At 72.0% G+C, this 21,474-nt stretch carries 21 protein-coding genes and 1 riboswitch; of the genes, 18 read left to right on the top strand and 3 right to left on the bottom strand.

Annotation, left to right across the window (positions count from 1 at the left end; translation table 11 throughout):
* Positions 1–38 precede the first annotated feature (38 nt).
* Positions 39–485: a hypothetical protein gene (locus tag BKA00_RS12300; protein WP_185025030.1), complete on the top strand. Its 447-nt coding sequence runs from the start codon at positions 39–41 to the stop codon at positions 483–485.
* Entirely contained in the window at positions 482–1,009 is a 528-nt protein-coding gene (locus BKA00_RS12295; RefSeq protein WP_185025029.1) for a hypothetical protein, read from the top strand. The genes BKA00_RS12300 and BKA00_RS12295 overlap by 4 nt, the downstream gene beginning before the upstream one ends.
* A 244-nt stretch (positions 1,010–1,253) precedes the next feature.
* Here the strand turns inward: BKA00_RS12295 and BKA00_RS12290 are convergent, their stop codons facing one another.
* Positions 1,254–1,829, bottom strand: coding sequence for a TetR/AcrR family transcriptional regulator (locus BKA00_RS12290; protein WP_185025028.1), 576 nt, complete (start codon positions 1,827–1,829; stop codon positions 1,254–1,256).
* Positions 1,830–1,917: 88 nt separating this feature from the next.
* Here BKA00_RS12290 and BKA00_RS12285 point away from each other — a divergent pair, with 88 nt between their 5' ends.
* The 5 genes from BKA00_RS12285 to BKA00_RS12265 all read left to right on the top strand — a co-directional run bounded on the left by BKA00_RS12285 (position 1,918) and on the right by BKA00_RS12265 (position 7,264).
* A complete protein-coding gene (locus BKA00_RS12285) occupies positions 1,918–3,354 on the top strand; it encodes an MFS transporter (protein WP_185025027.1) in 1,437 nt (478 codons plus the stop codon).
* 186 nt (positions 3,355–3,540) lie between these two features.
* The gene (locus tag BKA00_RS12280; protein ID WP_185025026.1) at positions 3,541–4,299 is read left to right on the top strand and encodes an SDR family oxidoreductase; all 759 of its coding nucleotides are present in this window, start codon (positions 3,541–3,543) and stop codon (positions 4,297–4,299) included.
* A gap of 352 nt (positions 4,300–4,651) precedes the next feature.
* Complete coding sequence (locus BKA00_RS12275) at positions 4,652–4,891, top strand: hypothetical protein (RefSeq protein ID WP_185025025.1); 240 nt, start codon at positions 4,652–4,654, stop codon at positions 4,889–4,891.
* Between the two features lie 37 nt (positions 4,892–4,928).
* Complete coding sequence (locus tag BKA00_RS12270) at positions 4,929–6,023, top strand: ferritin-like domain-containing protein (RefSeq protein ID WP_185025024.1); 1,095 nt, start codon at positions 4,929–4,931, stop codon at positions 6,021–6,023.
* Positions 6,024–6,322: 299 nt separating this feature from the next.
* Positions 6,323–7,264 carry an RNA polymerase sigma-70 factor gene (locus BKA00_RS12265; RefSeq protein ID WP_185025023.1) on the top strand — a complete coding sequence of 314 codons (942 nt, stop codon included), beginning with the start codon at positions 6,323–6,325 and terminating at the stop codon, positions 7,262–7,264.
* 114 nt (positions 7,265–7,378) lie between these two features.
* Here BKA00_RS12265 and BKA00_RS12260 read toward each other — a convergent pair whose 3' ends face one another.
* Complete coding sequence (locus BKA00_RS12260) at positions 7,379–7,621, bottom strand: hypothetical protein (RefSeq protein WP_221493120.1); 243 nt, start codon at positions 7,619–7,621, stop codon at positions 7,379–7,381.
* Between the two features lie 225 nt (positions 7,622–7,846).
* Here BKA00_RS12260 and BKA00_RS12255 point away from each other — a divergent pair, with 225 nt between their 5' ends.
* Positions 7,847–8,575, top strand: a complete 729-nt coding sequence (locus BKA00_RS12255; protein ID WP_185025021.1) for an SDR family NAD(P)-dependent oxidoreductase — start codon at positions 7,847–7,849, stop codon at positions 8,573–8,575.
* Between the two features lie 208 nt (positions 8,576–8,783).
* Positions 8,784–9,566, top strand: a complete 783-nt coding sequence (locus BKA00_RS12250) for a nuclear transport factor 2 family protein (protein WP_185025020.1) — start codon at positions 8,784–8,786, stop codon at positions 9,564–9,566.
* Positions 9,567–9,622: 56 nt separating this feature from the next.
* Here BKA00_RS12250 and BKA00_RS12245 read toward each other — a convergent pair whose 3' ends face one another.
* The gene (locus BKA00_RS12245) at positions 9,623–10,750 is read right to left on the bottom strand and encodes a helix-turn-helix domain-containing protein (protein WP_185025019.1); all 1,128 of its coding nucleotides are present in this window, start codon (positions 10,748–10,750) and stop codon (positions 9,623–9,625) included.
* A 130-nt stretch (positions 10,751–10,880) separates the two neighbouring features.
* On the opposite strand from BKA00_RS12245, the gene BKA00_RS12240 reads away from it, so the two are divergent.
* The 9 genes from BKA00_RS12240 to BKA00_RS12200 all read left to right on the top strand — a co-directional run bounded on the left by BKA00_RS12240 (position 10,881) and on the right by BKA00_RS12200 (position 21,464).
* Positions 10,881–12,221 carry a flavin-containing monooxygenase gene (locus BKA00_RS12240; protein WP_185025018.1) on the top strand — a complete coding sequence of 447 codons (1,341 nt, stop codon included), beginning with the start codon at positions 10,881–10,883 and terminating at the stop codon, positions 12,219–12,221.
* Positions 12,218–13,048, top strand: a complete 831-nt coding sequence (locus tag BKA00_RS12235; RefSeq protein WP_221493119.1) for an SDR family NAD(P)-dependent oxidoreductase — start codon at positions 12,218–12,220, stop codon at positions 13,046–13,048. The genes BKA00_RS12240 and BKA00_RS12235 overlap by 4 nt, the downstream gene beginning before the upstream one ends.
* Positions 13,045–14,091 carry an MFS transporter gene (locus BKA00_RS12230; RefSeq protein ID WP_185025017.1) on the top strand — a complete coding sequence of 349 codons (1,047 nt, stop codon included), beginning with the start codon at positions 13,045–13,047 and terminating at the stop codon, positions 14,089–14,091. Before BKA00_RS12235 ends, BKA00_RS12230 begins: the two co-directional genes overlap by 4 nt.
* Before the next feature lie 444 nt (positions 14,092–14,535).
* A riboswitch (cyclic di-AMP (ydaO/yuaA leader) is annotated at positions 14,536–14,701 on the top strand.
* A 14-nt stretch (positions 14,702–14,715) separates the two neighbouring features.
* Complete coding sequence (locus tag BKA00_RS12225; RefSeq protein ID WP_185025016.1) at positions 14,716–15,405, top strand: CHAP domain-containing protein; 690 nt, start codon at positions 14,716–14,718, stop codon at positions 15,403–15,405.
* Positions 15,406–15,593: 188 nt separating this feature from the next.
* Positions 15,594–16,364, top strand: coding sequence for a hypothetical protein (locus tag BKA00_RS38815; protein WP_230299004.1), 771 nt, complete (start codon positions 15,594–15,596; stop codon positions 16,362–16,364).
* Between the two features lie 358 nt (positions 16,365–16,722).
* Positions 16,723–17,937: a sensor histidine kinase gene (locus BKA00_RS12215; protein WP_185025015.1), complete on the top strand. Its 1,215-nt coding sequence runs from the start codon at positions 16,723–16,725 to the stop codon at positions 17,935–17,937.
* Positions 17,934–18,608, top strand: a complete 675-nt coding sequence (locus BKA00_RS12210; RefSeq protein WP_185025014.1) for a response regulator — start codon at positions 17,934–17,936, stop codon at positions 18,606–18,608. Before BKA00_RS12215 ends, BKA00_RS12210 begins: the two co-directional genes overlap by 4 nt.
* Before the next feature lie 235 nt (positions 18,609–18,843).
* Complete coding sequence (locus BKA00_RS12205) at positions 18,844–20,247, top strand: MFS transporter (protein WP_185025013.1); 1,404 nt, start codon at positions 18,844–18,846, stop codon at positions 20,245–20,247.
* Positions 20,244–21,464: an FAD-dependent monooxygenase gene (locus tag BKA00_RS12200; RefSeq protein WP_185025012.1), complete on the top strand. Its 1,221-nt coding sequence runs from the start codon at positions 20,244–20,246 to the stop codon at positions 21,462–21,464. Before BKA00_RS12205 ends, BKA00_RS12200 begins: the two co-directional genes overlap by 4 nt.
* Positions 21,465–21,474: the final 10 nt, after the last annotated feature.

Genomic DNA, 21,474 nt, shown 5'->3' with positions numbered 1-21,474 from the left:
CCGCGTCCCCCCGAGTCCCGCACCGAACGGAGAAGCCGATGCCCAGCAAGGCCAGACCACCCGAGTCCCGGCCCGTGTCGATCACGGCGGTGATCGATCCGGTCGCGGCCCTCGCCTCCGGCACCCTGGAGGGGAACCTGTACCTGTACGACACCAACAAGGCCGAGGGATCGACCGGCTTCGGCACGGTGGACCTGCGCACCCGGGTGCGCTCCGGCGACCGGATCATCTGGAACGTCGTCGTCCTGGAGTGCGAGACCTACGCCGCCCTCGACGGCATCGTGATCGACGAGAAGTTCTGCGCGCCCGAACGGAAGCTCTACCCCAACACCGACATCGCCTACTGGACCGCGACGGTGAAGCGGCATGTCACCGAGCCCGTCTCGTACCGGCTGAAGTTCCGTCTCGGCACCGTCACGGAGCCGTACGCCATATCGACGCCGGCCCTGGTCGGCCAGAGTGCCACCGGAAGGGGGCACCGGTGACCACCGAGACCCGCGGTCAGCTCAACTCCGTCCAGCTCAACGTCGTCACCCTGGTGAACATGGAACGCGCCGCCCAGACCGGGTCCCTCGACGACGCGCTCTACATGATGGACAACAGCGTCGGCGGAGTCGGGCAGGGCACCGACCATCTCGAGACCATCTGCAAGCAGGGCCAGGTGATCAACTGGATCATCCGCCCGATCGAGATGCACAAGCGCCCCGACGGCACCTGGCCGCCCATGCCAAAGATCAACAACTTGGTGTTCCTGGACACCGAGCGGGGCGACGAGGAGGACGTCGCCGAACGCCGCATCATGACCGAGCTGAAGATCTACGGGATGCCGGACCTGATGCGCTCGCCCTACACGCCGATCTACTACTACTGGGCGGGGGCCGTTCTCAGCACCGCCCGGCCGGGACTGTACCGCTACCGTCTGGTCCTCGAACTGGAGCAGGACGGCACGAAGGAGAGGCTCTACCTGAACACCGAGAACCACCCGTCGCTCCGGGTCCTCAAGGTGTGACGGCCGGCCCCGGTGCCGCGCGGGCCCGGCCGGACGACCGGGCCCGCACGGACGGGCCGCAGCCCTCGGCGTGCCCCGGAGCGGAAGAGCAGGCCCCCAACTCCGCCCGCGCGCCCACAGACGAACCGATCCCCCCTCCGAGCCCAGCGGCGACAACCCGAAAGAGCCGAGCACCGCGACGATCCGGGTGAGCACCGACCCGGCGCGCGGTTCGCCGTGACGACGACCTGGACCGCCGCGCGCATCAGGGCTGCTTCAGCAGTCGGTCGACCAGGCCGGCGATGTAGTCCGGGGTGAGCGGGCCCGCGCCGAACAGGACGCGGATGTACATCGGGGCCATGATGTGGTCGAGCACGCCCAGCACGTCGGGTGGATGCTCGCCGCGGTCGCCGGCGCGGTCGAGCATGGCCTGCACGAAGCGGGTGCGTTCGGCGAGAAAATCGTCACGCGCCCGCAGGCCCCGTTCGCCCCTGTTCGACAGGGCGACGGTCAGGCGGAGCACCGCCAGGCCGTCGGGACCCGTGATCTCGCGTGCCACCTGGGCCGCGTAGGCGTGCAGGTCACCGGCCAGACTCCCGGTGTCGGGCATGGGCGACTGCGCGTTCAGGCGCGTGAGCACCACGTCGGTGAGCAGGGTCTCCAGGGTGCCCCACCGGCGGTAGATGCTGGTATCGGCCACGCCCGCGCGGGCCGCGACGTCGCCGACCGTGAATTCGCCGTAGCCGCGCTCGCCGACCAGTTCCGTGACGGCCTGGTGCACCGCCGCCCGGACGCGGGCGCTGCGCCCGCCGGGCCGCCGGGCCGGCTGCCGCTTCTCCATGGCCCCACCTTAGCGCAGCTCGCAGTTGCGTTAACGGGCTCCGCCCGTTAGCCTCCTAAAGCAGTTATAAGCTGCTTTAGGAGGAACGATGAAGTCTGCACCGCCGGTGGCCGTGCCGAATCGGGCGGCGTTGCTCACGGTGACCTGCCTGGGGCAGTTCATGGTGCTGCTCGACAACACGATCGTCGGGGCGGCGCTGCCCGACATGCGGGAGCGGCTGCACACCCAGTTGACCGGGCTGCAATGGATCGTCGACGCCTATGTGCTGCTGGTCGCCATGCTGTTGCTGTCCGGCGGCGTCTTCGCCGACCGCTTCGGCCGCAAGAGGATGTACCTGGCCGGCGTCGTGGTGTTCACCGCCGCGTCCGTCCTGTGCTCCGCCGCGCCCTCGATCGGCTGGCTGATCGTCGGGCGGGTGCTGCAGGGCATCGGGGCCGCGGCGCTGAGTCCCGCCTCGCTGACCCTGCTCACCGCCGCGTATCCGGTTCCGCGGGAGCGGGTCAGGGCCATCGGGCTGTGGGCGGGACTCAGCGGAATCGGTCTGGCCGCCGGACCATTGGCCGGTGGCGTTCTGGTGGAGGCCTTCGGCTGGCCCGCCATCTTCCTCGTCAACGTGCCCGTCGGCGCGGTCCTGCTGGTCGCCGGCCTGCGCGTGCTGGACGAGTCCCGCAACCCGAGCGCGCCGGCGATCGACCTCCCAGGAACGGTCCTGTCAGTCCTGGGCGTGGGGGCGCTCACCTACGGGCTGATCGAGGGCGGCGCCCGTGGCTGGACCTCGCCCGTGATCCTGAGCAGCTTCGCCGCCGCGGCCGTGATCCTCGCCGTCTTCGTGGTCGTCGAGGGGCGGGTCTCGGCGCCGATGCTGCCCTTGCGGCTCTTCCGGCAACGGCTGTTCACGGTCTCCAACACGGCGATGATCGTGGTCGGCTTCGCGCTCATGGGCTCGTCGTTCTTCTTCTCCCAGTTCTTCGTCTACGTCCAGGGCAGCTCGATCCTGCGAGCCGGGGTGCAGACCCTGCCCGCAACGCTCGCGATGGTCATCGTCAGCCCGTTCGCGGGCCGGTTCGCCGCCCGGTACGGCTTCCGGATCATGGTCACCATCGGCCTGGCGCTGGCCGGGCTGGGACTGCTGGCCCTGGGCTTCGTGCACGCCGACACCGCCTATACGAACGTGTGGTGGCGGCTCGCCGTCGTCGGTATCGGGTTCGCCCTGACCATGTCCCCGCTGACCGGCGCCGCCATCCAGTCGGCCGACCCGCAGGAGGGCGGCCTGGCGTCCGGCGTCAGCAGCACCACCCGGCAGATCGGCGCGGTCCTCGGCGTGGCGGTGCTCGGAGCCGTCGTGCGCACCCGGGAGTCCAGTGGCGCCTCCTTCGAGGAGGGGCTCAACAGCGCCTTCGTCGTTGCCGGTGTCGTCACCTTGGCCACAGCCGTGTTCACGGGCCTGTGGCTGGTCAGGAGCGCCGAATCGCCACGGCCGGCAAGCCAGGCCCCGCGCGTTCGTGAGAACACCATGAGTCACTGACGCGGACAGGGCCCGGTAGTAATCAGGAGCCGACGGCTTCGGCGGTGCCGGTGGTGCAGTGACGGGCGCGGCCCGAAACGGGCGGCCCGCGGAAATCTTCGCGGGAGCTGTCACAGCCCGGACGGGTGCCCTGTCTTAGCTGGCGACCGGGCTGCGACCGACGGCCCGGCGGACAGGAGGGTACTCATGAAGATCGTGGTCATCGGCGGCACCGGCCTGATCGGTTCGAAGGCCGTGGAGATGCTCCGGCAGCACGGGCACGAGGCGGTGCCGGCCGCGCCGAACACGGGCGTGAACACGCTCACGGGCGAGGGACTGGCCGAGGTGCTGGAGGGCGCGTCCGCGGTCATCGACGTGTCCAACTCGCCGTCCTTCGAGGACGCGGCGGTGCTGAACTTCTTCACGACCTCGACCGGCAACCTGCTCGAGGCGGAGAAGAAGGCGGGCGTGGGCCACCACGTCGCGCTGACGATCGTGAACACCGACCGGCGGCCCGACATCGGCTACTTCCGGGCGAAGGTCGCGCAGGAGAGGCTGATCGAGGAGTCGCCGATCCCGTTCTCGCTGATCCACGCGACGCAGTTCTTCGAGTTCGGCCGCAGGATCGCCGACGAGGCCGCCGCCGGCGGCGACACGGTCCCGATGCCGCCGGTGCTGTTCCAGCCCATCGCGGGCGGGGAGGTGTCCCGGATGGTCGCGCGGACCGCGGCGGGCGCGCCGCTGAACGGCCGCATCCAGATCGCCGGCCCCGAGCTGTCGCGGATGGACGAGTTCTTCCGCAAGGCGCTGGCCGCGTGGGGCGACCCGCGCGAGGTGGTCACCGACCCGCACGCGCACTACTTCGGCGCCGAGATGCACGAGCGCGACCTCGTTCCGGACGAGGGCGCCGCGACCCTCGGCGAGATCACGTACGCCGACTGGCTGGCCGCGAACCCGGTCAAGTGACCCCGTCCGCACCGACGAGCCCAGGAGCCACCACCCTGTCCGGCCCTGACGCCACCGCCACCGAGCCGAAGCCCGGATCGACTGCCTGGCAGACCGCGCTCACCACCGTCCAGGAGGTCGAGCCGCCCTTGGATGCCGGACCGCCGGCGCCACGACGGTCCGGCAGTCGGAGAACCGCCGCATCCGTTCCGTACGGGGGCGGCCCCTCCCGACCGCGCGCACGGCTCTGGCGGCCCGCCAGAGCGAGACCCTCACCCGCAGGTTCGCCTCCGGGCAGATCTCCGTGCGGCTGGTCCACGCGACCAGGCGTCCGGGCGGGCGGCCAGCCGAACGATCCGTGTATGGAGGACCGATGAGCACCCCGACCGGCGACGAGTTCGAGATCGGGTTCGAGGCGGAGGTCGAGGCCGAACTGGAGCTGGCCGAGGCGAGCGACCCGGTGCTGGCCGCGGCGCAGCCGGTCTCCGGGTGGCTGTTCGACCCGGCCGAAGCCGAGGCCGAGGAGATCAGGCTCCGCAACCTGCTCGGCGCTGCCGAGGAACTGGAATCCGGTTCCCGGTCCCGGGGGCACCGCCCCGGCGAAGGCGCCTGACCCCTGCCCACCTCACGGCATCCGAAGCGAGACACCCATGAACCACCCGGTCGGGCGGCAGCATGCCCCGGTTCCCGTCCCGTCGACAGGAATCGCCACGCTCGACGATCTCCGCGAGCACCTGCAGTGGGCGATCGAGCTGGAGCACGCGACCCTGCCGCCGTACCTGTGCGCGCTCTACTCGCTCGACCCGGAACGCAACCCCGAGGCCGCCGAGGCGGTGGCGGGCGTCTTCGTCGAGGAGATGCTGCACCTGGTGCTGGCGGCGAACCTCCTCAACGCCGTCGGCGGGAGCCCGCGGCTGGACGCGCCGGAGCTGCTGCCGCCGCACCCACGGCGGCTGCCGCACGGCGACCCCTCGCTGGAGCTGTCGCTGCTCCCGTTCGGCGACGCGGCGCTCGACATGTTCCTCCGCCTGGAGCGGCCGGCGCCGCCCGGCGCCCCCGCCGAAGGCGACCGCTACGAGACGATCGGGCAGTTCTATGAGGCGATCGAGGCCGGGCTCAGCGGCCTGTGCGACCGGCTGGGCGAGGCGGAGGTCTTCTCGGGCGATCCGTCCCGCCAGGTCCACGCCGGGCACTTCCAGCACACCGCCGGACGGATGATCGCGGTCACGGATCCGGCCTCGGCGCTGGCCGCGCTGGAGGAGATCGTCGAGGAGGGCGAGGGCACGTCCCGCGGCGCGGTCTGGGACGGCGACCCCGACGTCCACCACCCCGACCGGGACGAGGTCGCCCACTACTACCGCTTCCAGGAGCTCGAAGCCGGCCGCCGCTACCGCCGCGGCGACACCCCGCGGTCCGGGCCCACCGGCGAGCCGGTCGGCGTGGACCTCGCCGGCGTCCTGCCGATGCGGCCCAACCCCAAGATCGCCGACCACCCGCCGGGCAGCGCGATCCGCGCGGCCCAGGCGGAGTTCAACCGGACGTACTGCACCCTCCTGCACCTGCTGGAGCAGGCGTTCAACGGCAGCCCGCAGCTGCTCGGGGACGCGGTCACCACCATGTACAGGCTCAAGGCGCAGGCCCAGGCGCTGATGCGCACGCCCGACGGCGACGGCACCACGGCCGGCCCCACGTTCGAGTACGTCCCGCCGGATGAGCGCGGTGGGGGCGCCGGCGACGAGCCGTAGCGCATACACGTGCTCCCTCACGGCCCGCACCCCGCGCACGGCGGGGTCCCGCTCCGGCGCGATCGGAAGATCGTCTCTGCCGAGGGCAGCGCGCTCACCTGGCGGACTGGCGACGCCCTGCCGACCGCTGTGTCGCCGCGGCCGATCTCGGTCCAGGTCGCCGCGCGGGCCGCGCTCCCGCAGGCGCTCCGCCATCTCGGAGTGGTAGCGGTTACTGTCACAGAAGTGAGGCCTGCCTTGTCTGAGTTGTCCGAGGGCAGGTGAGACCGGACAGGCCGGCGATCCGAGCGGGGGCGATCATGGTGGCGGACGACGGCCGGGGCGAGGACCCGGCGGCGGGCGGGCCGGCCGCCGACGTTCCGGAGGCGGTGGGCGATCTCGACCACGCCGCGGCGGTCTTCGCCGAGGTGCGGCGGCGGTTGTTCGGGATCGCCTACCGGATGCTGGGCAGCGTCACCGAGGCCGAGGATCTGGTGCAGGATGTCTGGCTGCGGTGGCAGACCTACGACCGCGCTGCCGTGGCCGATCCCGCCGCGTTCCTGGCGACGACCACCACCCGGCTGGCGATCAACGTCCTGCGGTCGGCGCGGGTCCGCAGGGAAAGCTACGTCGGTCCCTGGCTGCCCGAGCCCGTCGATACCGGCTCCGATCCGTACCTGGGCGCTGAACGCGGCGAGGCGCTCAGTTTCGCGGTCCTGATGCTCCTGGAACGGCTGTCGCCGACCGAACGCGCCGCCTATGTCCTGCGAGAGGCGTTCGACTACCCCTATCCGCAGATCGCCGAGATCCTCCAGGCCGGGGAGGCGGCGGTCCGGCAGCTGGTCAGCAGGGCCCGCAAGCACCTGCGGTCCGAGCGGCGGGCACCGGTGACCGGCGCCGAGCAGCGCAGGCTGCTGACCGCTTTCGTCGCCGCCGCCCGCGCCGGCGACATGGCCGCCCTGGAGGAGATCCTCGCCGCGGACGCGGTCAGCTACTCCGACGGCGGCGGCGCCGTCCGGGCGTCCCGTTTCCCCGTGGTGGGCGCGGTCCGTGTCGCCAAGTACGTCCGGGCGTTCGCGAACCAGTTCTGGGACGGGGTCGACGTGGAGTGGGCCACCGTGAACGGCCAGTGGGCCGCCCTGCTCCAGCGCGACGGCCGGACCTTCGCCGTCCTCACCGTCGACGGCTCCGACCAGGGCATCGGCCAGGTGCTGTGGATGATGAACCCCGCCAAGATCACCGCCGCGGCGGCCGTCGCCTGACCGCCCGCGCGACCGGCCGCCCCGTTGGGCGGCCGCACCAAGGCCGGACGGGGGCCGGCCGCCCACGACCTGCTCTGCCGGTCGTGGGCGACGGCTACTTCGCGCTGCGGTCCCTCAAGCCGGTTTGCCGATGTCGATCCACCGCTGGAGCTTCACCAGGTCCGCCTCGGGCCATGCGCCGTCGCATGGCATTCGCCCGCTCAGCAGGGAACCGATGATGGCGTCGGCGTGCTCGGAGACGTCAGCATGATCGAACAGGTCGAAACGGGTCAGCATCGCGGCGCGGTCCTTCGTCCGGAACAGGGGCTTGATGTCCTGCTCGAAGCTGAGCTCGTCGCCTTCAGTTGAGGATGGCACGTCTTTCTCTCCTTTCATGGAATGGCGGCATCGGTCCCCTAGACAGACCGGACAGCCCGCTGATCCGTGACAGGCTCCGCGCCGACGAGGGTGAGCACTTCTCGATGGGCCGTCACAGCCCGGACGGGTCGCCTGTCTTAGCTGGTGACCGGGTGACCCCGGGGCGCGGCGAATCCGTGCTCCGGCGGTCGCCGCGTACCTACTGGAAGGCCGAAAGTGCACGACATGTTCAACGGCAGAGTCGTCCTCGTCACCGGAGCGTCCTCGGGCATCGGCGAGGCCACAGCGCTGGCCTTCTCGGCGGAGGGGGCCCGCGTCGCCGCCGGAGCCCGGCGCGCGGATCGGCTGGAGTCCCTCGCGCGCAAGGCGCCGGGCGAGGTCCTGACCCTCGATCTGGACGTGACCGACCAGGAGTCGGTGCGAGCGGCGGTCGCCGCGACCGTCGAGCGCTTCGGCGCCCTGGACGTCCTGGTGAACAACGCCGGCGTCATGCTCAACGGCCCGATCGCGGGTGCGGACACCGCCGAATGGACACGCATGGTCGAGACCAACCTGCTCGGGTCGATGTACATGGTCCACGCGGCACTGCCGCACCTGCTGAAGGCCAAGGGCACCGTCGTGCAGATCTCCTCGACCTCGGGCCGGGTCGCGTCGGCCTACAGCGGCGTCTACGGCGCCACGAAGTTCGGCATCACCGCCTTCTCCGAGGCACTGCGGCAGGAGGTCACGGCCCAGGGCGTTCGCGTGGTGGTCGTCGAACCCGGCTTCGTCGCGACCGAACTGATCAGCCACAACACAGATCCCGCGATGCGGGCCCTCGCACGGGACATGGCCGCCGCCATGCGCACCCTTCAGCCCGAGGACATCGCCAACGCCGTCGTGTACGCGGTCACCCAGCCCGAGCACGTCGCCGTCAACGAGATCCTCGTCCGCCCGACCGACCAGACCAGGTAGGGGAGCGAGGGTCACAGATCGGTGAGCTGTCCGGTCTTGGCTGGCGACGGTGAAGAGGTGAGGACGACATGCCCACGATCCGGACGGCCGGCGGTCACGCGGACCGTTCCACCACCGGGGAACGGCCCAAGGACGCCTCCCGCTCCCCGGAGCCCCCGTCCCGCAGCGGCGCTGGGAGCGGTGGCCGCGGCGTTGACGACGGCCGTCCATGACCGGCCCGGACGCCGGCGCCCTCGCCTCGCTCGCGGAGATGCTCGACGAACGGCGGCACCTGGTGGACATCGCCACCTGGATGTTCGGCTCCGCCGCCGCGGCCGAGGAGATCGTCCAGGAGACCTACCGTCGCTGGTACGTCCTCGACGACCGCGAACGCGCCGCCATCGCGCTGCCCCGGGCCTGGCTGACGCGGGTGGCGGGAGGCATCTGCCTGGAACTGATCGCCTCCATCGCCGCGGCCGTCCCCGGCGATCCGGCCCTCCCCACCGCCTCGGCCCCCTTCGGTTCCACGGCCGGCGACCGGGATCCCGCCGTCGAGGGGAGTCCGATTCGCCGTCCGGCCCCGTCCAGCACGCCCGACCTCGCCGAGGGCCGACCGCGGCCGGGGCGGGACGTTCCCGACCGTGCGATGCTGCGGAGGCATGATCGGATCGCTCGGCGGTTCGCGGCGGCCTGCGGCGCGGGGGACACGGCCGCGCTGATGGCCGTCCTGGCCGCCGACGCGATCGTGGTCAGCGACGGCGGCGGCAACCTGCGCGCCGCGGTCCATCCCACCCACGGTGCGGACGCCGTGGCCCGGTTCATCACGGCTCTGCTGTCGGGCCGCCCCCGTACCGCCGTGACCGTCGGGTCCGTCAACGGCCGCACCGGCCTCGTCCTGCGCCGCGAAGGACGGAAGGTGGCGGTGGTCAGCGTGAGCACGGCGGGCGACGAGGTCATCGCAGTCTGGATCGTGCTGAACCCCGCCAAGCTGGAAGGCCGGCATCGTCCCTGACGTGCTGACGTTCGCCGGCCGGTCAGAGCGCCTGGATCCCGGAGGTGCCTGGCGACTCATGTCGCTTCCTTGAGCCAGGTGCGGCAGAGCCACCAGCCGTTCATGGCGCCGAAGGTGCTGAACGGGTCGATGCCGGTCACTTCGGTGAAACGCTGGATCCGGTTGCGCACCGTGTTGGGGTGCACGAACAGTGTCCCGGCAGCGGCGGTGACGTCGCGGTCGCTCTCCAGCCAGGCGAGGACGGCGCGCGCCACCGGCTCGGCGCCGGATCCGAGCGCGGCCCAGGAGGACCGGTGGCGGTCGAGCAGCACCGCGGCGAGGTCCGGCCGTTCGGTGAGCGCGGCCAGCGGTGCCACGTCGGCGATGTGGACCGCGCCCGTCCGCCCGGTCGACTCGGCGGCGGCCAGGGCGGCGGCCGCCAGGCGCCGCACCGGGGCCAGTTCCTCCGGCTCGGCGGGGCCGGCGAGCCCGGCCGTGATCCCGGCCGCGGCGACCGCGCGGGAGGGCGTCCGAGGAAGGACGCCGACGAGCAGGTCGTTCACGATCGCGCACAGGACCGGCGGATGCTCTCGCAGAGCCCGCTCCACCGGGACGGCGGCGCCGGGCCGGGCGACGAGCACCCACAGTCCGCCGGTGGCCGGCAGGCCCGCTTCGGCGACCGCCAGTGCGGCCGCCGAGCCGCCCTGCAGCAGCCGCCGCAGGATGGCCGCGTCCCGGTCGCCCGGCAGCGGGTCCGCGCCCGCCCTCGTGGCCCGGTGGGATGTGATCAGCCGGGACCGGACCGTCTCGGCCCAGTCGTCGTACAGCTCCCGCGCATCCAGCAGCCGGTCGGGTCCGACCCCCTCGGCGCGGGCGAGCTCCCGGGCCCGCGCCCAGATCGCGCGCTCGGCGACGTGGACGGCGGCGAGCACCGCCTCGATCGGTATGCCCTGCCGGGCGCGGGTGACGCCGAGCTCCTCCACGAACGACAACTCGGCCTCGGTGGGGCCGCGACGGGCGGCCAGCGCCCGGGTCGCCGCCGCCAGGAGCGCGCGGGTGTGCCCGGCGATGTCGGACGGGGGCAGCGCCGCGACCTCCCGTACCGCCGTGCGGACCCCGGCGATCACCGAGGGGAGCAGGTCCTCCTCGCCCACGACCCGCTCGATGAGGTCGATCACCGCCGTCCAGCTGTCAGGTGCGTCCATTCCGCTCATGCTGCCCGCCGTTGTGGCGGCCCACAACCTCGGCCCCGAACCGCGTGCCGTGGCCCATGTCCAGCCCGGTGGAGCAGGCCCTACGGTTTGGCGAGCGCCACAACGTCCGAGGAGAAAAGCCATGGCCCCTCCCCGCCGTGTCGCCGTGATCGGCGCAGGAGCAGCCGGTCTCGCGACGCTCAAGGCGCTGCTCGACGCCGGCTGCGAGGCCGTCGCGTACGAGAAGGGCGACCGGCCCGGCGGCCTGTGGGCCAGGGACAACAGCAGCGGCTTGTCTCCCGCGTACGCCTCCCTGCACCTGAACACCAGCAAGGGCCGTACGGAGTTCGCCGACTTCCCGATGCCCGCCGCATGGCCCGACTACCCGTCGGCCGACCACATCGCCGGCTACCTGTCCGACTACGCGGGAAGGTTCGGGCTCGCGCCGCACATCCAATTCCGCAGCGCCGTCGCCCGTGTCGAGCACGGGCAAGCGTGGACGGTGACGACCGAGTCCGGCGACACGGAACGGTACGACGCCGTGGTCGTCGCCAACGGCCACAACTGGGACCCGCGCCTCCCTGACCCGATGTATCCCGGGACCTTCGACGGCGTCCAGATGCACGCTCACGACTACCGCACCGCCGACGTCTTCCAAGGCAAGCGGGTACTCGTCGTCGGGATGGGCAACTCCGCCATGGACATCGCCGTGGACGCCTCGTACACGGCCCGGGGCCCGGTCCTGCTCTCGGCCCGGCACGGGGTCCACATCGTCCCCAAGTACCTCTTCGGCCGCCCGTCCGACGCGACCGGCGGCGCCCTCGCCGCCCTGCCGTGGCGGCTGCGCCAACGCGTCGCCGAGACAATGCTGCGGCTGGCCGTGGGGACCCCGCAGAGCTACGGCCTTCCGGCTCCCGCAGGCGGCCTCTTCCAGAACCATCCCACGATCAGCGACACGATCCTGCACCGCCTCACCCACGGCGAGGTGGCCGCGCGCCCCGGCATCGGCCACCTCGGCGGAGACCGGGTCGTCTTCACCGACGGCACCGCCGACCCGGTCGACCTGATCGTGTGGGCCACCGGCTACCGCGTGAGCATCCCGTTCCTGTCCCCGCGCTGGCTGGGGCCCGACCCGGAACGGCTGCCGCTCTACAAGCGGGTCTTCCACCTGGCCGAGCCCAGCCTGGCGTTCGTGGGCCTGATGCAGTCCACGGGCGCGGCGCTCCCCGTGGTGGAGGCCCAGGCCAAACTGGCCGCCGCATACCTGTCCGGCTCCTACGCCCTGCCCCCGGCTGACGAACAGCGCCGCGCCGTCGCCCGCGCTCTGCGCGCCGCCGTCCGGCGCTGGGGTGAGAATGCGCGGCCCCACATGCGCATCGACTTCGACCAGTACGTCGCCGACCTGCCCCGCGAGATCGCGGCCGGCCGCTCCCGCCTCGCCCGCGGGGCACGCCCGTTCACTCCCAAGGAGACCGTCGTATGAGCACCCGCCGCGACCCCCACGGCATGCGCGTCCTCGTCACCGGCGCGTCCGGGACGTTCGGCCGGGCGGTCTGCGCCCGGCTGAGCGGACTCGGGGCCCACGTCGTCGGCCTGGACCTGGCGCCTCGCGAGGACGACCCGGTCGAGGTCCTGGCCTGCGACATCACCGACGACGACGCCGTCCCGGCGGCGGTGGCCGAGGCGATCGGCAGGCTCGGCGGGCTCGACCTGCTGATCAACAACGCCGGCATCGGCGGGCCCGCCCCCGCCGAGCTGCCGCCCGGCGCGGAGGTCCGCCGCCAGCTCGACATCAACCTGCTCGGCACCTGGCGGGTGACCGCCGCATGCGTGGACGCCCTGGTCGCCTCCCGCGGCCGGGTCGTCATGGTCTCCTCGCGGATGGCCGTCATGCAGCTGCCGCTCGCCGCCGCGTACGGCGCCTCCAAGCGCGCACTGGTGGCGTACGCGGACGCGCTCCGCCTGGAGATCGGCACCCACGTCGACGTCACCTGCGTGTACCCGTCCGCCGTACGGAGCCCGATCCACGACTCCACGGCCGCCGCAGGGCTCTCGCTGGAGGGCATGAGCCAGTACGAGCCGCTGGAGGGCGTGGTCCGCACCGTGCTCCGCGCCGCACTGGGCGGACGCCCCCGCCGCGACCTTCCGACGACCCGCCGGGGAGCCGTCGAATTCTTCCTGGCCCGCCACCTGCCCGCACTGACCGACCGGATCGTCGCCCGAACGCTGGCCGACCGGGTCCGCTCCGGCGCGTTCAAGGGCGCCGAACTGGCCGCCGGCGTCGTCGCGCGGCACCGGTCCGCCGGATGACCACGCTGCGCGACCAGGGCGCGGACGCCGGCCAGGACGAACCGCGGACCAGGACGGGCGACCTCTGCGCGTACGCCGCCGGCTCGGTAGGGATGGGCGTATGGGTCACCGTGCCCGGGCTGCTGACGACACCGTCCGATCTGCGCGTCGGCTACCACGAGCGCACCCGCGTCTTCATGTTCCGCATGCTCTTCCTGACCCTGGGGCTCCTCGGCGCCGGTGCCGCGGCCCCCGCGCTGGTGGCCGCGGGGGGACGCGGCGACTACACCCGGATGGCCACGGTCCTCTCCGGCGTCATGCTCGTCTCCGGCCTGGTCTCACTGGCGGGGGTACGGCGCCTCACCGCACACGCCGGTTTCCGGACGCCGCCCGAACGCGCCCACTCCGCCCTCGGCGACATCACCATCGCCTGGCGGGACCGCGGCTTCCGGTCACTGGCGCTCTCCTACCTGTTCACCGGGACCACCACGCACCTGTTCCTCGCCGCCCTGCCCTTCTATACCGAGTACGTCTTCGAGGACACCGGCCTCACGGCGGTGTTCATGGGCGCCTTCCTCGGCCCGGCGGTCGTTGCGGGGCCCGCCTGGGCGGGGCTGTCCCGGCGCATAGGCAAGCAACGCGGCCTGCTGATCTCGCAGGCCGTCTTCATCGCCGGCTCCCTGGCCCCTCTCCTCGGCTACGGTGCGACACCGGCCGTCGCCGTGGTCGCCGTACTGGGCGTCGCGTTCGCCGGCCTCCAACTCTTCGCGTTCTCGATGGTCCCGGACGCCGTCGCGGCCGCCGAGGCACGCGGCACGGCCCGGGCGGGCGCCTACACCGGCGTCTGGACCGCCACCGAGGCCAGCGGCACCGCCATCGGCCCCTACGTGTACTCCGCGGTGCTCGCCCTCGGCGGCTTCGTCTCCACCACCGAGGGCCACACCGTGGCCCAGCCGGACTCCGCCCACACCGCCCTGCTCCTCGGCTTCACCCTCGTCCCGGCCATACTCATGATCATCGCCCTGATGTTCCAGCTCCGCTGCCCACTCGACCAAGGGCGATGACCGGCGGTCCCCGGTGCCTCCGGCTTGCTCCTCCGGCTCCGGCGTTGTTCACCAACGCGCGTCCGGCAGCGCCGTAGGCGGCGGGGGATTCGTCTCCATGCTCGGTACCCGGTCGGCTCAGATCAGCGCCGATAGCTCAAGGGCAACGAGCTGCTTCGTTCGCGAATTTCAGGCGAGGTGGGGTGGTTGTGTGTGGTCGCCTCGGTTGTGAGCGGCCGGCGGCGGAGGAAAATTATGGTCCGGCTTGACTGGCCCGCATCCCCTGCGTTTAGGGGGTTTTAGGGAGTCTTTGCTGGTCGGCCGGGTCTTTGGGACGTGCTTGACGAAATATGGGGCCGCTTGAACCTGTTGTGGGAGTGTGACCGACGGGAAAGCCCGTCCGGAGCGCCCGACCAGATCATGAAGGGCGCATCGAGTCCCTGATCATCAGGACGGCCGATCAAGGCACGTCCGCCGCCGAGTCCGCAGAGAGCCGATCACGGCCGAGCGGAGCCGGGGACCCACCGAAACACCGGGGTGAATCCGCACCCCCGCCGTGCGCGGGGCCGCGGTAGGGCCACTTCCACGCCCGAACCCGACAGCTAACCCGGTAGGCGGACTGGAAGAACTCAGGAGAACCTTCGCATGACCGCTCGTACCTTTGACCTGACCAAGCGCTTGGGCGCCCGCGTCGCCGCGGGAGCCGTCCTCTCCCTGGCAAGTGTGGTCGGGTTCGGCTCGCTCGCCCCGTCCGCCCATGCGGACACCAAGCCCGCGACCACCGCGCACGTCGCCGCCGTTTCCAAGGCCGACGCCAACGGCGCCAAGACCAGCGGCCAGAGCGCCGCGGCCGGCGCCTCCGCGCAGGACGTCATCAAGCTCGCCCGCACGCAGGTCGGCACCCACGAGGACGCGTCGGGCAACAGCAAGTTCAACGACTGGTACGTCGGCTCGCCGCTGGGCGAGCAGAACGCCCACCGCATCGGTGCCAAGAAGGCCTCGGTCTACAAGGGCCAGTCCTGGTGCGACATGTTCGTGTCCTGGCTGGGCCAGCACACCGGCACCAAGGGCATGGGCGCCGACGCCTACACCGTCAGCCACGCCCAGTGGTTCAAGAAGACCGGCCGCTTCGGCGAGACCCCGAAGCCCGGCGCTGTGGTCTTCTTCGCCTGGAACGGCGGCGGCATCAAGGGCGTCGAGCACGTCGGCATCGTCGTGAAGGACAACCACGACGGCACCATCAACACCATCGAGGGCAACACCGGTGACGCGGTGAAGAAGAAGGTCCGCGACACTTCCACCGTCGCCGGCTACGGCTACCCCCAGTACCGGTGAGCCGGGGCCGCTCAGCGGCCCCTCACCCCGCACCGTCCAGTGGTGCTCCCCCCTTCTCCGTTCCCACGCGATCACACCCACGTCGCGAGCACGCCCGTGCCGTGCGCCGGACCCGTCATGCCCGAACGGCGGGCCTTACACGCCCGAAGACGTGACCCGGCGCCCGGACCACCGAGCAAAGGATGAACATGCAGCAGCGAGTCCTCGACAAGGCCCTTATCGGTACCGCCCTCGCGGGCATGCTGGTCACGGGCGTGGCGGCCGGGACCGCCCATGAGGCCATGGCGGACGAGCCGACCGCGCACAAGGTCACCGCGCAGCAGGTCACCGGGCATAAGGCCACGGGGCAGCAGGTCACCGGACACAAGGTCACGGGGCAGCAGGTCACGGGGCACAAGGTCACCGGGCAGCAGGTGATCGAGCAGCAGGTGGCCGGGAAGAAGTTCACCGGGAAGAAGTTCACCGGGAAGAAGGTCACCGGGAAGAAGGCGGCCGGGCAGAAGGCGGCCGGGCAGCGCGACGCGAAGGCCCCCCGCCACACCACCGGCAAGGTCGCTCCGAAGAGCCACACCGTCCTGTCGGGCAGCACCACCGCGTCCTACTTCTGGGACGACGGCTCGGGCGTGAACGGCGACACCGGCGCCCCGGCGGGCGGCAAGCCGATGCAGAAGGGCCTGTTCGCCAGCCCGAGCTGGCCTTTGCACACCAAGGTGAAGGTCACCTACCACGGGCGCAGCGTCACCGGCTTCGTCGGGGACCGCGGACCGGGCGAGCCGTCGCACCGCGGCGTCATGCTCGACCTCGACACCTACACTTTCCGGCACCTGGTGGACGGCAAGAAGCCGAACAGCAAGTACGACACGGGCACCTCGGCGGGCCACCTGAAGGGCGTCAAGTACGAGGTCCTGTCCTGGGGTCACGGCGCCGGCAAGAAGGGCGCCCCGAAGCCCCTCGGCTGACCAGCCCCGCCCAGGTGATCCCTCCAAGTCGCCCCAAGATCCACCACAGGCCCCGCTCCCGTCCCCGGACGAGAGCGGGGTCCGTCACGTCAAACGGTCAACCGTGTCGACGCCGCGACGATCCGGCGCCGATCTCCTCCGCTCGGACGACACCGGCTACCGGGGTATCACTCCGCCATGGCTCGCCAGCGTGACGCCTCCGCCTCGACCGCCTTCCTACCCTCCTCCCGGCCAGCACGGACGAGACTGAGGGAGAAGGACGGATGCGCAGGCTGCGGGACCTCTCTGCCCCACCCCGAATCGGCCACCGTGAGGCAGTCCCCTCCGGACACGCGCGGGCGGCCATAGGCTGGCGCTCATGACGCCCGAGGAACCCCCGCGCGCTCTGCTCGCCGGGGCGTCGCGTCGGTCGGTGCGGCTGTTGCCGTGGGGGGTGGCGTTCGTGCTGTGCGTCGCCCTGCTGCCCACCACGATCACGGTGCTGGGCGTCGACTACGGTCTGAACGGCGGCATCGCGGGCGCGCTGGCCGTCGCGCAGGCGGCCCCGCTGCTGCTCGCCGTCGTCCGGCCGCTGCCTGCCTGGTACGTGATCTTCGCCGCGGACGTGGCCGGGGCGCTCGCGCTGCTCACCGTCGACTTCGAAGAGCGGCTCCTGTGGCCGTTCCCGCCCATGGAGATCGTCGGGTACCTCGGCCTCTGCCTCGCCCTCGGCCTGCGCGAGTCGCGCCGGACGCTGCTGCTGGTGTGGCTGGCGACGGCGGGCGCGAGCGTCGGCCTGGGGTTCGTCGCGCCCCACGGCACGAGCGCCAGGGACGCGCTGCTCACGATCCTGAGCGGCGTCGCGCTCGTGCTCGGCGGTGCGCTCCGCGAGCGGTACGAGGCGCAGCGCAGGCTGGCCGAGCAGGAGACGATCAGCGAGGCCGAGCGCGGCCGGCGAACGCTGCTGGAGGAACGCGCCCGCATCGCGCGCGAGCTGCACGACGTGGTGGCGCACCACATGTCCGTCATCACGGTGCAGGCGGACACCTCGGTCTACCGTCTCGACGGGCTGACGCCGGACGTGCGGGAGGAGTTCACCTCCATCGCGGCGACCGCGCGCGAGTCGCTCGGCGAGATGCGACGGCTCCTCGGCGTGCTGCGGAGCGAGGAGGCGCACGGCGAGCTCGCGCCCCAGCCGGGCCTGGAACGGATCGGGCAGGTGGTGGAGGCGACGGTCAGGGCGGGCGTACCGGTGGAGTTCGCCTCCTGCGACGCCGAGGTGCCCGAGGCGGTGGGGCTCTCCGCGTACCGCATCGTCCAGGAGGCCCTTGCGAACGTCGTGCGGCACGCGCCGGGTGCTCCGACACGCGTGTCGGTGGCGGAGGAAGGGGGCTCGCTCACCGTCCTCGTCGTCAACGGGCCTTCGCCCGAGCCGCCCGCCGCGCCGCTGGAGGAGGGCGGCACGGGCCACGGCCTCGTCGGCATGCGCGAACGGGTGCGGCTCGGCGGCGGCACCCTCGAAGCGGGGCCGCTGCCGGACGGCGGCTTCCGCGTGGCCGCCCGGCTCCCCCTGACGGAAAGGGACTTCACGTGACGACGCGCGTCATCATCGTCGACGACCAGGCCATGGTGCGGGCCGGCTTCGCCGCGCTGCTGGCCGCCCAGAGCGACATCGAGGTGGTGGGCGAGGCCCCCGACGGCGCGCAGGGCGTCGAGCTCAGCCGGCGCACCCATCCCGACGTCGTGTTGATGGACGTCCGCATGCCCGAGATGGACGGTCTGGAGGGCGCGCGCCGCCTCCTCTCGCCACCGCCGGGCGTGACGCACCGACCGCGCGTCCTGATGCTCACCACGTTCGACGTCGACGACTACGTCTACGAGGCGCTGCGGGCGGGCGCGAGCGGCTTCCTGCTCAAGGACGCGCCGCCGGCCGACCTCATCGCGGCGGTGCGCGTCGTCGCCTCGGGCGACGCGCTGCTCGCCCCCTCCGTCACGCGCCGCCTCATCGCGGACTTCGCCCGGCAGCGTCCCCCCGCCCGGGGCAAGCCCGCGCTGCGGCTCAAGGCCTTGACGGAACGCGAGACCGAGGTCCTCACCCTGGTGGCCCGCGGCATGTCCAACTCGGAGATCGCGGAGACGCTGGTGCTGGCCGAGCAGACGGTGAAGACGCACGTGAGCCGCGTCCTCACCAAGCTCGACCTGCGCGACCGCGCCCAGGCGGTGGTCTTCGCGTACGAGTCGGGGCTGGTGACCCCGGGCGAGTAGGACCCCTCTCCTCCACCCCCCACCGCCGTAGCACCCCCACATCGGCTCCCGGGTATGACGCCCGGCGCGCAACCGCCCCCGCACACTCCACCCGATCGGTACGGAGACGACGAGAGGGCGGATGATGAGGCTACGCAGCGGCAAGTGGAAGGCGGGCGGAACACCGGCCCGCCCGGGTCCGGCGAATCCACCTTCCCGCAGCGCGCCGCCGGGCTCGACCGAGGTATGGACATCCATGCCCGTGACTCCGGCTCCCCCCGTTCCCCCGCCCCGCATCCGGAAGGCCGCCGTCGGGGCCCTCGGCATGCTGGCGGCCGCCACCGGAACCCTGGAATCGGTGGTGGCGCCGACACTCCCGCTGCTGCAGCGCGAACTGTCGATGAGCCCTGCCGAAGGGGCACTGCTCAGCATCGCGATGCTCATCACCGGTGCTCTCGTCGCGCCCGTCGCGGGCAATCTCGGTGACCGGCACGGCGGAAAGCGCGTCATGACCCGGCTGATGGCGGTGGTCGCGGCCGGCGGCCTGGTGTCCTCGCTGGCGCCGAACCTGCCGATGCTGCTGCTCGGGCAGGTGCTGCAGGGCGCGATGGTCGGCGCGATGCCGCTCTCGTTCATCCTGGTGCGCAGGCACCTCCCGGCGGGGGAGTCGCAGGTGGCCATCGGGGTGGTCAGCGGGCTGTTCGTGGGCGGCGGCATGCTCGGCACGCTGATCGCCGGGCCCGTCGCGGAAGGACTGTCCCGGCACTGGATGTTCGCGATACCGACGCTCGCGATCGTCGTGGCGACCCTGTCCGTCCACCTGCTGATGCCGGACGACCCGCCGGCCCGCCCGGACGCCCGGATCGACTGGCCCGGCCTGGTCCTGCTGAGCGGCGTCCTGCTGACGCTCATGCTCGGGCTCTCGATGGCGCCCGGCCTCGGCTCGCGACCGCTCGCGCTCGGCGCGCTCGTCCTGGTGCTGGCCGCCTTCACGGCCGGATGGACGGCCGTGGAGCGTCGTACGGCCTCACCGATGGTCGATCTGCGCCTGCTCGCGAGGCCTCCGATATGGAGCTCCTACGTGATCACGTTCGCCGTCTGCGTGGGCACCGCGGTGTCGATGTACCTCGTTCCGCAACTGCTCGCGGTGTCCGGCGACGGGTACGGCTTCGGGGCGGGCTCCACCGACATCGGGCGGTACCTGCTGCCCGGCGCCGTCACGGCGGCTGTCAGCGGGCCGCTCGGCGGAGTCGCGGTGCGGCGCTTCGGCGCGGGTGCGGTGGTCACCGCCGCGATCGGCGCCATGGCGGCCACGCTGGGCGGCCTGGCGCTCCTGCACACCGAGGTCTGGCATCTCGTCGTGGGCAAAGCGCTGATCGCCCTGACCAGTGGCGTCTGCGTCACGGCGATGGTCGTCCGGACGGCCACCTCCGTCGAGCACGGCGACACCGGAACCGCCACCAGCCTGGTCCTGGTGACACGCGTGGTCGGCTTCGCCGCGGGCGCCCAGGTCAGCGGCGCCTTCCTCACCGCCGGGACCCCTTCCGGTTCGGACGTCCCGGCCGAATCGGCCTTCGTCACCGGCTTCGTCATCGCCGGCGCCGTCACGGCGCTCTCCCTGTTCGCCGTCCGCACCATGAGCAAAGGAGCCGAGGAATGACCCGTACTGATGTGATGACTGCCGCCCGCATGGCGCCGAAGCGCAAGGTCCTGATATCGGGGGCAGGCATCGCAGGCCCCGCTCTCGCTTTCTGGCTGACCCGCCACGGATACGCCGTCACGGTGGTGGAGAAGGCGGGCTCCCTTCGCAGCGGCGGCTATCCCGTCGATGTGCGCGGCACCGCACTGGAGGTCGTCCGGCGGATGGGAATCCTGCCGCGGCTGCGGGACGCGCACGTCGACCTGCGTCGGCTGACCTTCCTCGACGGGGACGGCGGCGAGGTTGCCTCGGTCGCCCCGCACACCGTCACCGGCGGCGTCGCGGACCGGGATCTGGAGGTGCGGCGCGGCGAGTTGACCGACGCCCTGTACACGGCGGTCCGGGATGACGTGGAGTTCTTGTTCAACGAATCCATCGACACCCTCGACCAGTCGGGCCACGGAGTCGACGTCACCTTTCACACGGGCGCCACGCGTACGTTCGACCTGGTTTTCGGTGCGGACGGCGCACACTCACGCACCCGGGAGATGCTGTTCGGGCCCGAAGAACGGTTCCACCGCTACCTCGGCTACTGCTTCGCCGTGTTCACCATGCGCAACACTTTCGGGCTCTCCCATGAGACCGTCATGTGGAATACGCCGGGCAGGGCCGCGGCACTTTACGCCGTGGGGGACGACGACGAAGTCCACGCGTTCTTGAACTTCGCTCGACCGGAACCGCCGTTCGGCGCGTTGACGAACCCGGAGGCCCAACGGGAACTGGTCGCCGCGGTCTTCGCCGACGCGGGGTGGGAAGTCCCGGGCATGCTGGTCGCCATGCACGACGCCGACGACCTGTTCTTCGACGGAGTCGGCCAGATCCGGATGCCCCGCTGGTCCAGCGGCAGGGGCGCGCTGGTGGGAGACGCCGCGTATGCGCCCTCGTTCCTCACCGGGCAGGGAACCAGCCTCGCGCTCGTCGGCGCGTACATGCTCGCCGGTTCCCTGGCCGACCGGGACCACGCGGCGGGCTTCGCCGCCTACGAACGCGACACCCGCGGGTTCGTGACCCTGAACCAGGGGCTGGTCCGCGAGGGCGGTGCCGCACTGTTCCCGACCACTGTCCAGGCCCTGGAGCAGCGGAACGAAAGGCTGCGCGGACTCAGTGCCATGCCCGCCGCGGACGGACGACCGGCCCCTTCGGCCCTCACTTTGCCTGAATTCACGCCAATGACGTAAGCCCGAGCCC

The organism is Actinomadura coerulea (assembly GCF_014208105.1).
Taxonomy (GTDB): domain Bacteria; phylum Actinomycetota; class Actinomycetes; order Streptosporangiales; family Streptosporangiaceae; genus Spirillospora; species Spirillospora coerulea.
The sequence above is the reverse complement of the archived record's forward strand: the minus strand, read 5'-3'. Positions and strand labels throughout refer to the sequence as shown.

Excerpts from the sequence above, each read along its gene's own strand:
- BKA00_RS12300 (WP_185025030.1), top strand. The coding sequence starts at position 39 with ATGCCCAGCAAGGCCAGACCACCCGAGTCCCGGCCCGTGTCGATCACG.
- BKA00_RS12290 (WP_185025028.1), bottom strand. The coding sequence starts at position 1,829 with ATGGAGAAGCGGCAGCCGGCCCGGCGGCCCGGCGGGCGCAGCGCCCGC.
- BKA00_RS12285 (WP_185025027.1), top strand. The coding sequence starts at position 1,918 with ATGAAGTCTGCACCGCCGGTGGCCGTGCCGAATCGGGCGGCGTTGCTC.
- BKA00_RS12280 (WP_185025026.1), top strand. The coding sequence starts at position 3,541 with ATGAAGATCGTGGTCATCGGCGGCACCGGCCTGATCGGTTCGAAGGCC.
- BKA00_RS12275 (WP_185025025.1), top strand. The coding sequence starts at position 4,652 with ATGAGCACCCCGACCGGCGACGAGTTCGAGATCGGGTTCGAGGCGGAG.
- BKA00_RS12270 (WP_185025024.1), top strand. The coding sequence starts at position 4,929 with ATGAACCACCCGGTCGGGCGGCAGCATGCCCCGGTTCCCGTCCCGTCG.
- BKA00_RS12265 (WP_185025023.1), top strand. The coding sequence starts at position 6,323 with ATGGTGGCGGACGACGGCCGGGGCGAGGACCCGGCGGCGGGCGGGCCG.
- BKA00_RS12255 (WP_185025021.1), top strand. The coding sequence starts at position 7,847 with ATGTTCAACGGCAGAGTCGTCCTCGTCACCGGAGCGTCCTCGGGCATC.
- BKA00_RS12250 (WP_185025020.1), top strand. The coding sequence starts at position 8,784 with ATGACCGGCCCGGACGCCGGCGCCCTCGCCTCGCTCGCGGAGATGCTC.
- BKA00_RS12245 (WP_185025019.1), bottom strand. The coding sequence starts at position 10,750 with ATGGACGCACCTGACAGCTGGACGGCGGTGATCGACCTCATCGAGCGG.
- BKA00_RS12240 (WP_185025018.1), top strand. The coding sequence starts at position 10,881 with ATGGCCCCTCCCCGCCGTGTCGCCGTGATCGGCGCAGGAGCAGCCGGT.
- BKA00_RS12235 (WP_221493119.1), top strand. The coding sequence starts at position 12,218 with ATGAGCACCCGCCGCGACCCCCACGGCATGCGCGTCCTCGTCACCGGC.
- BKA00_RS12230 (WP_185025017.1), top strand. The coding sequence starts at position 13,045 with ATGACCACGCTGCGCGACCAGGGCGCGGACGCCGGCCAGGACGAACCG.
- BKA00_RS12225 (WP_185025016.1), top strand. The coding sequence starts at position 14,716 with ATGACCGCTCGTACCTTTGACCTGACCAAGCGCTTGGGCGCCCGCGTC.
- BKA00_RS38815 (WP_230299004.1), top strand. The coding sequence starts at position 15,594 with ATGCAGCAGCGAGTCCTCGACAAGGCCCTTATCGGTACCGCCCTCGCG.
- BKA00_RS12215 (WP_185025015.1), top strand. The coding sequence starts at position 16,723 with ATGACGCCCGAGGAACCCCCGCGCGCTCTGCTCGCCGGGGCGTCGCGT.
- BKA00_RS12205 (WP_185025013.1), top strand. The coding sequence starts at position 18,844 with ATGCCCGTGACTCCGGCTCCCCCCGTTCCCCCGCCCCGCATCCGGAAG.
- BKA00_RS12200 (WP_185025012.1), top strand. The coding sequence starts at position 20,244 with ATGACCCGTACTGATGTGATGACTGCCGCCCGCATGGCGCCGAAGCGC.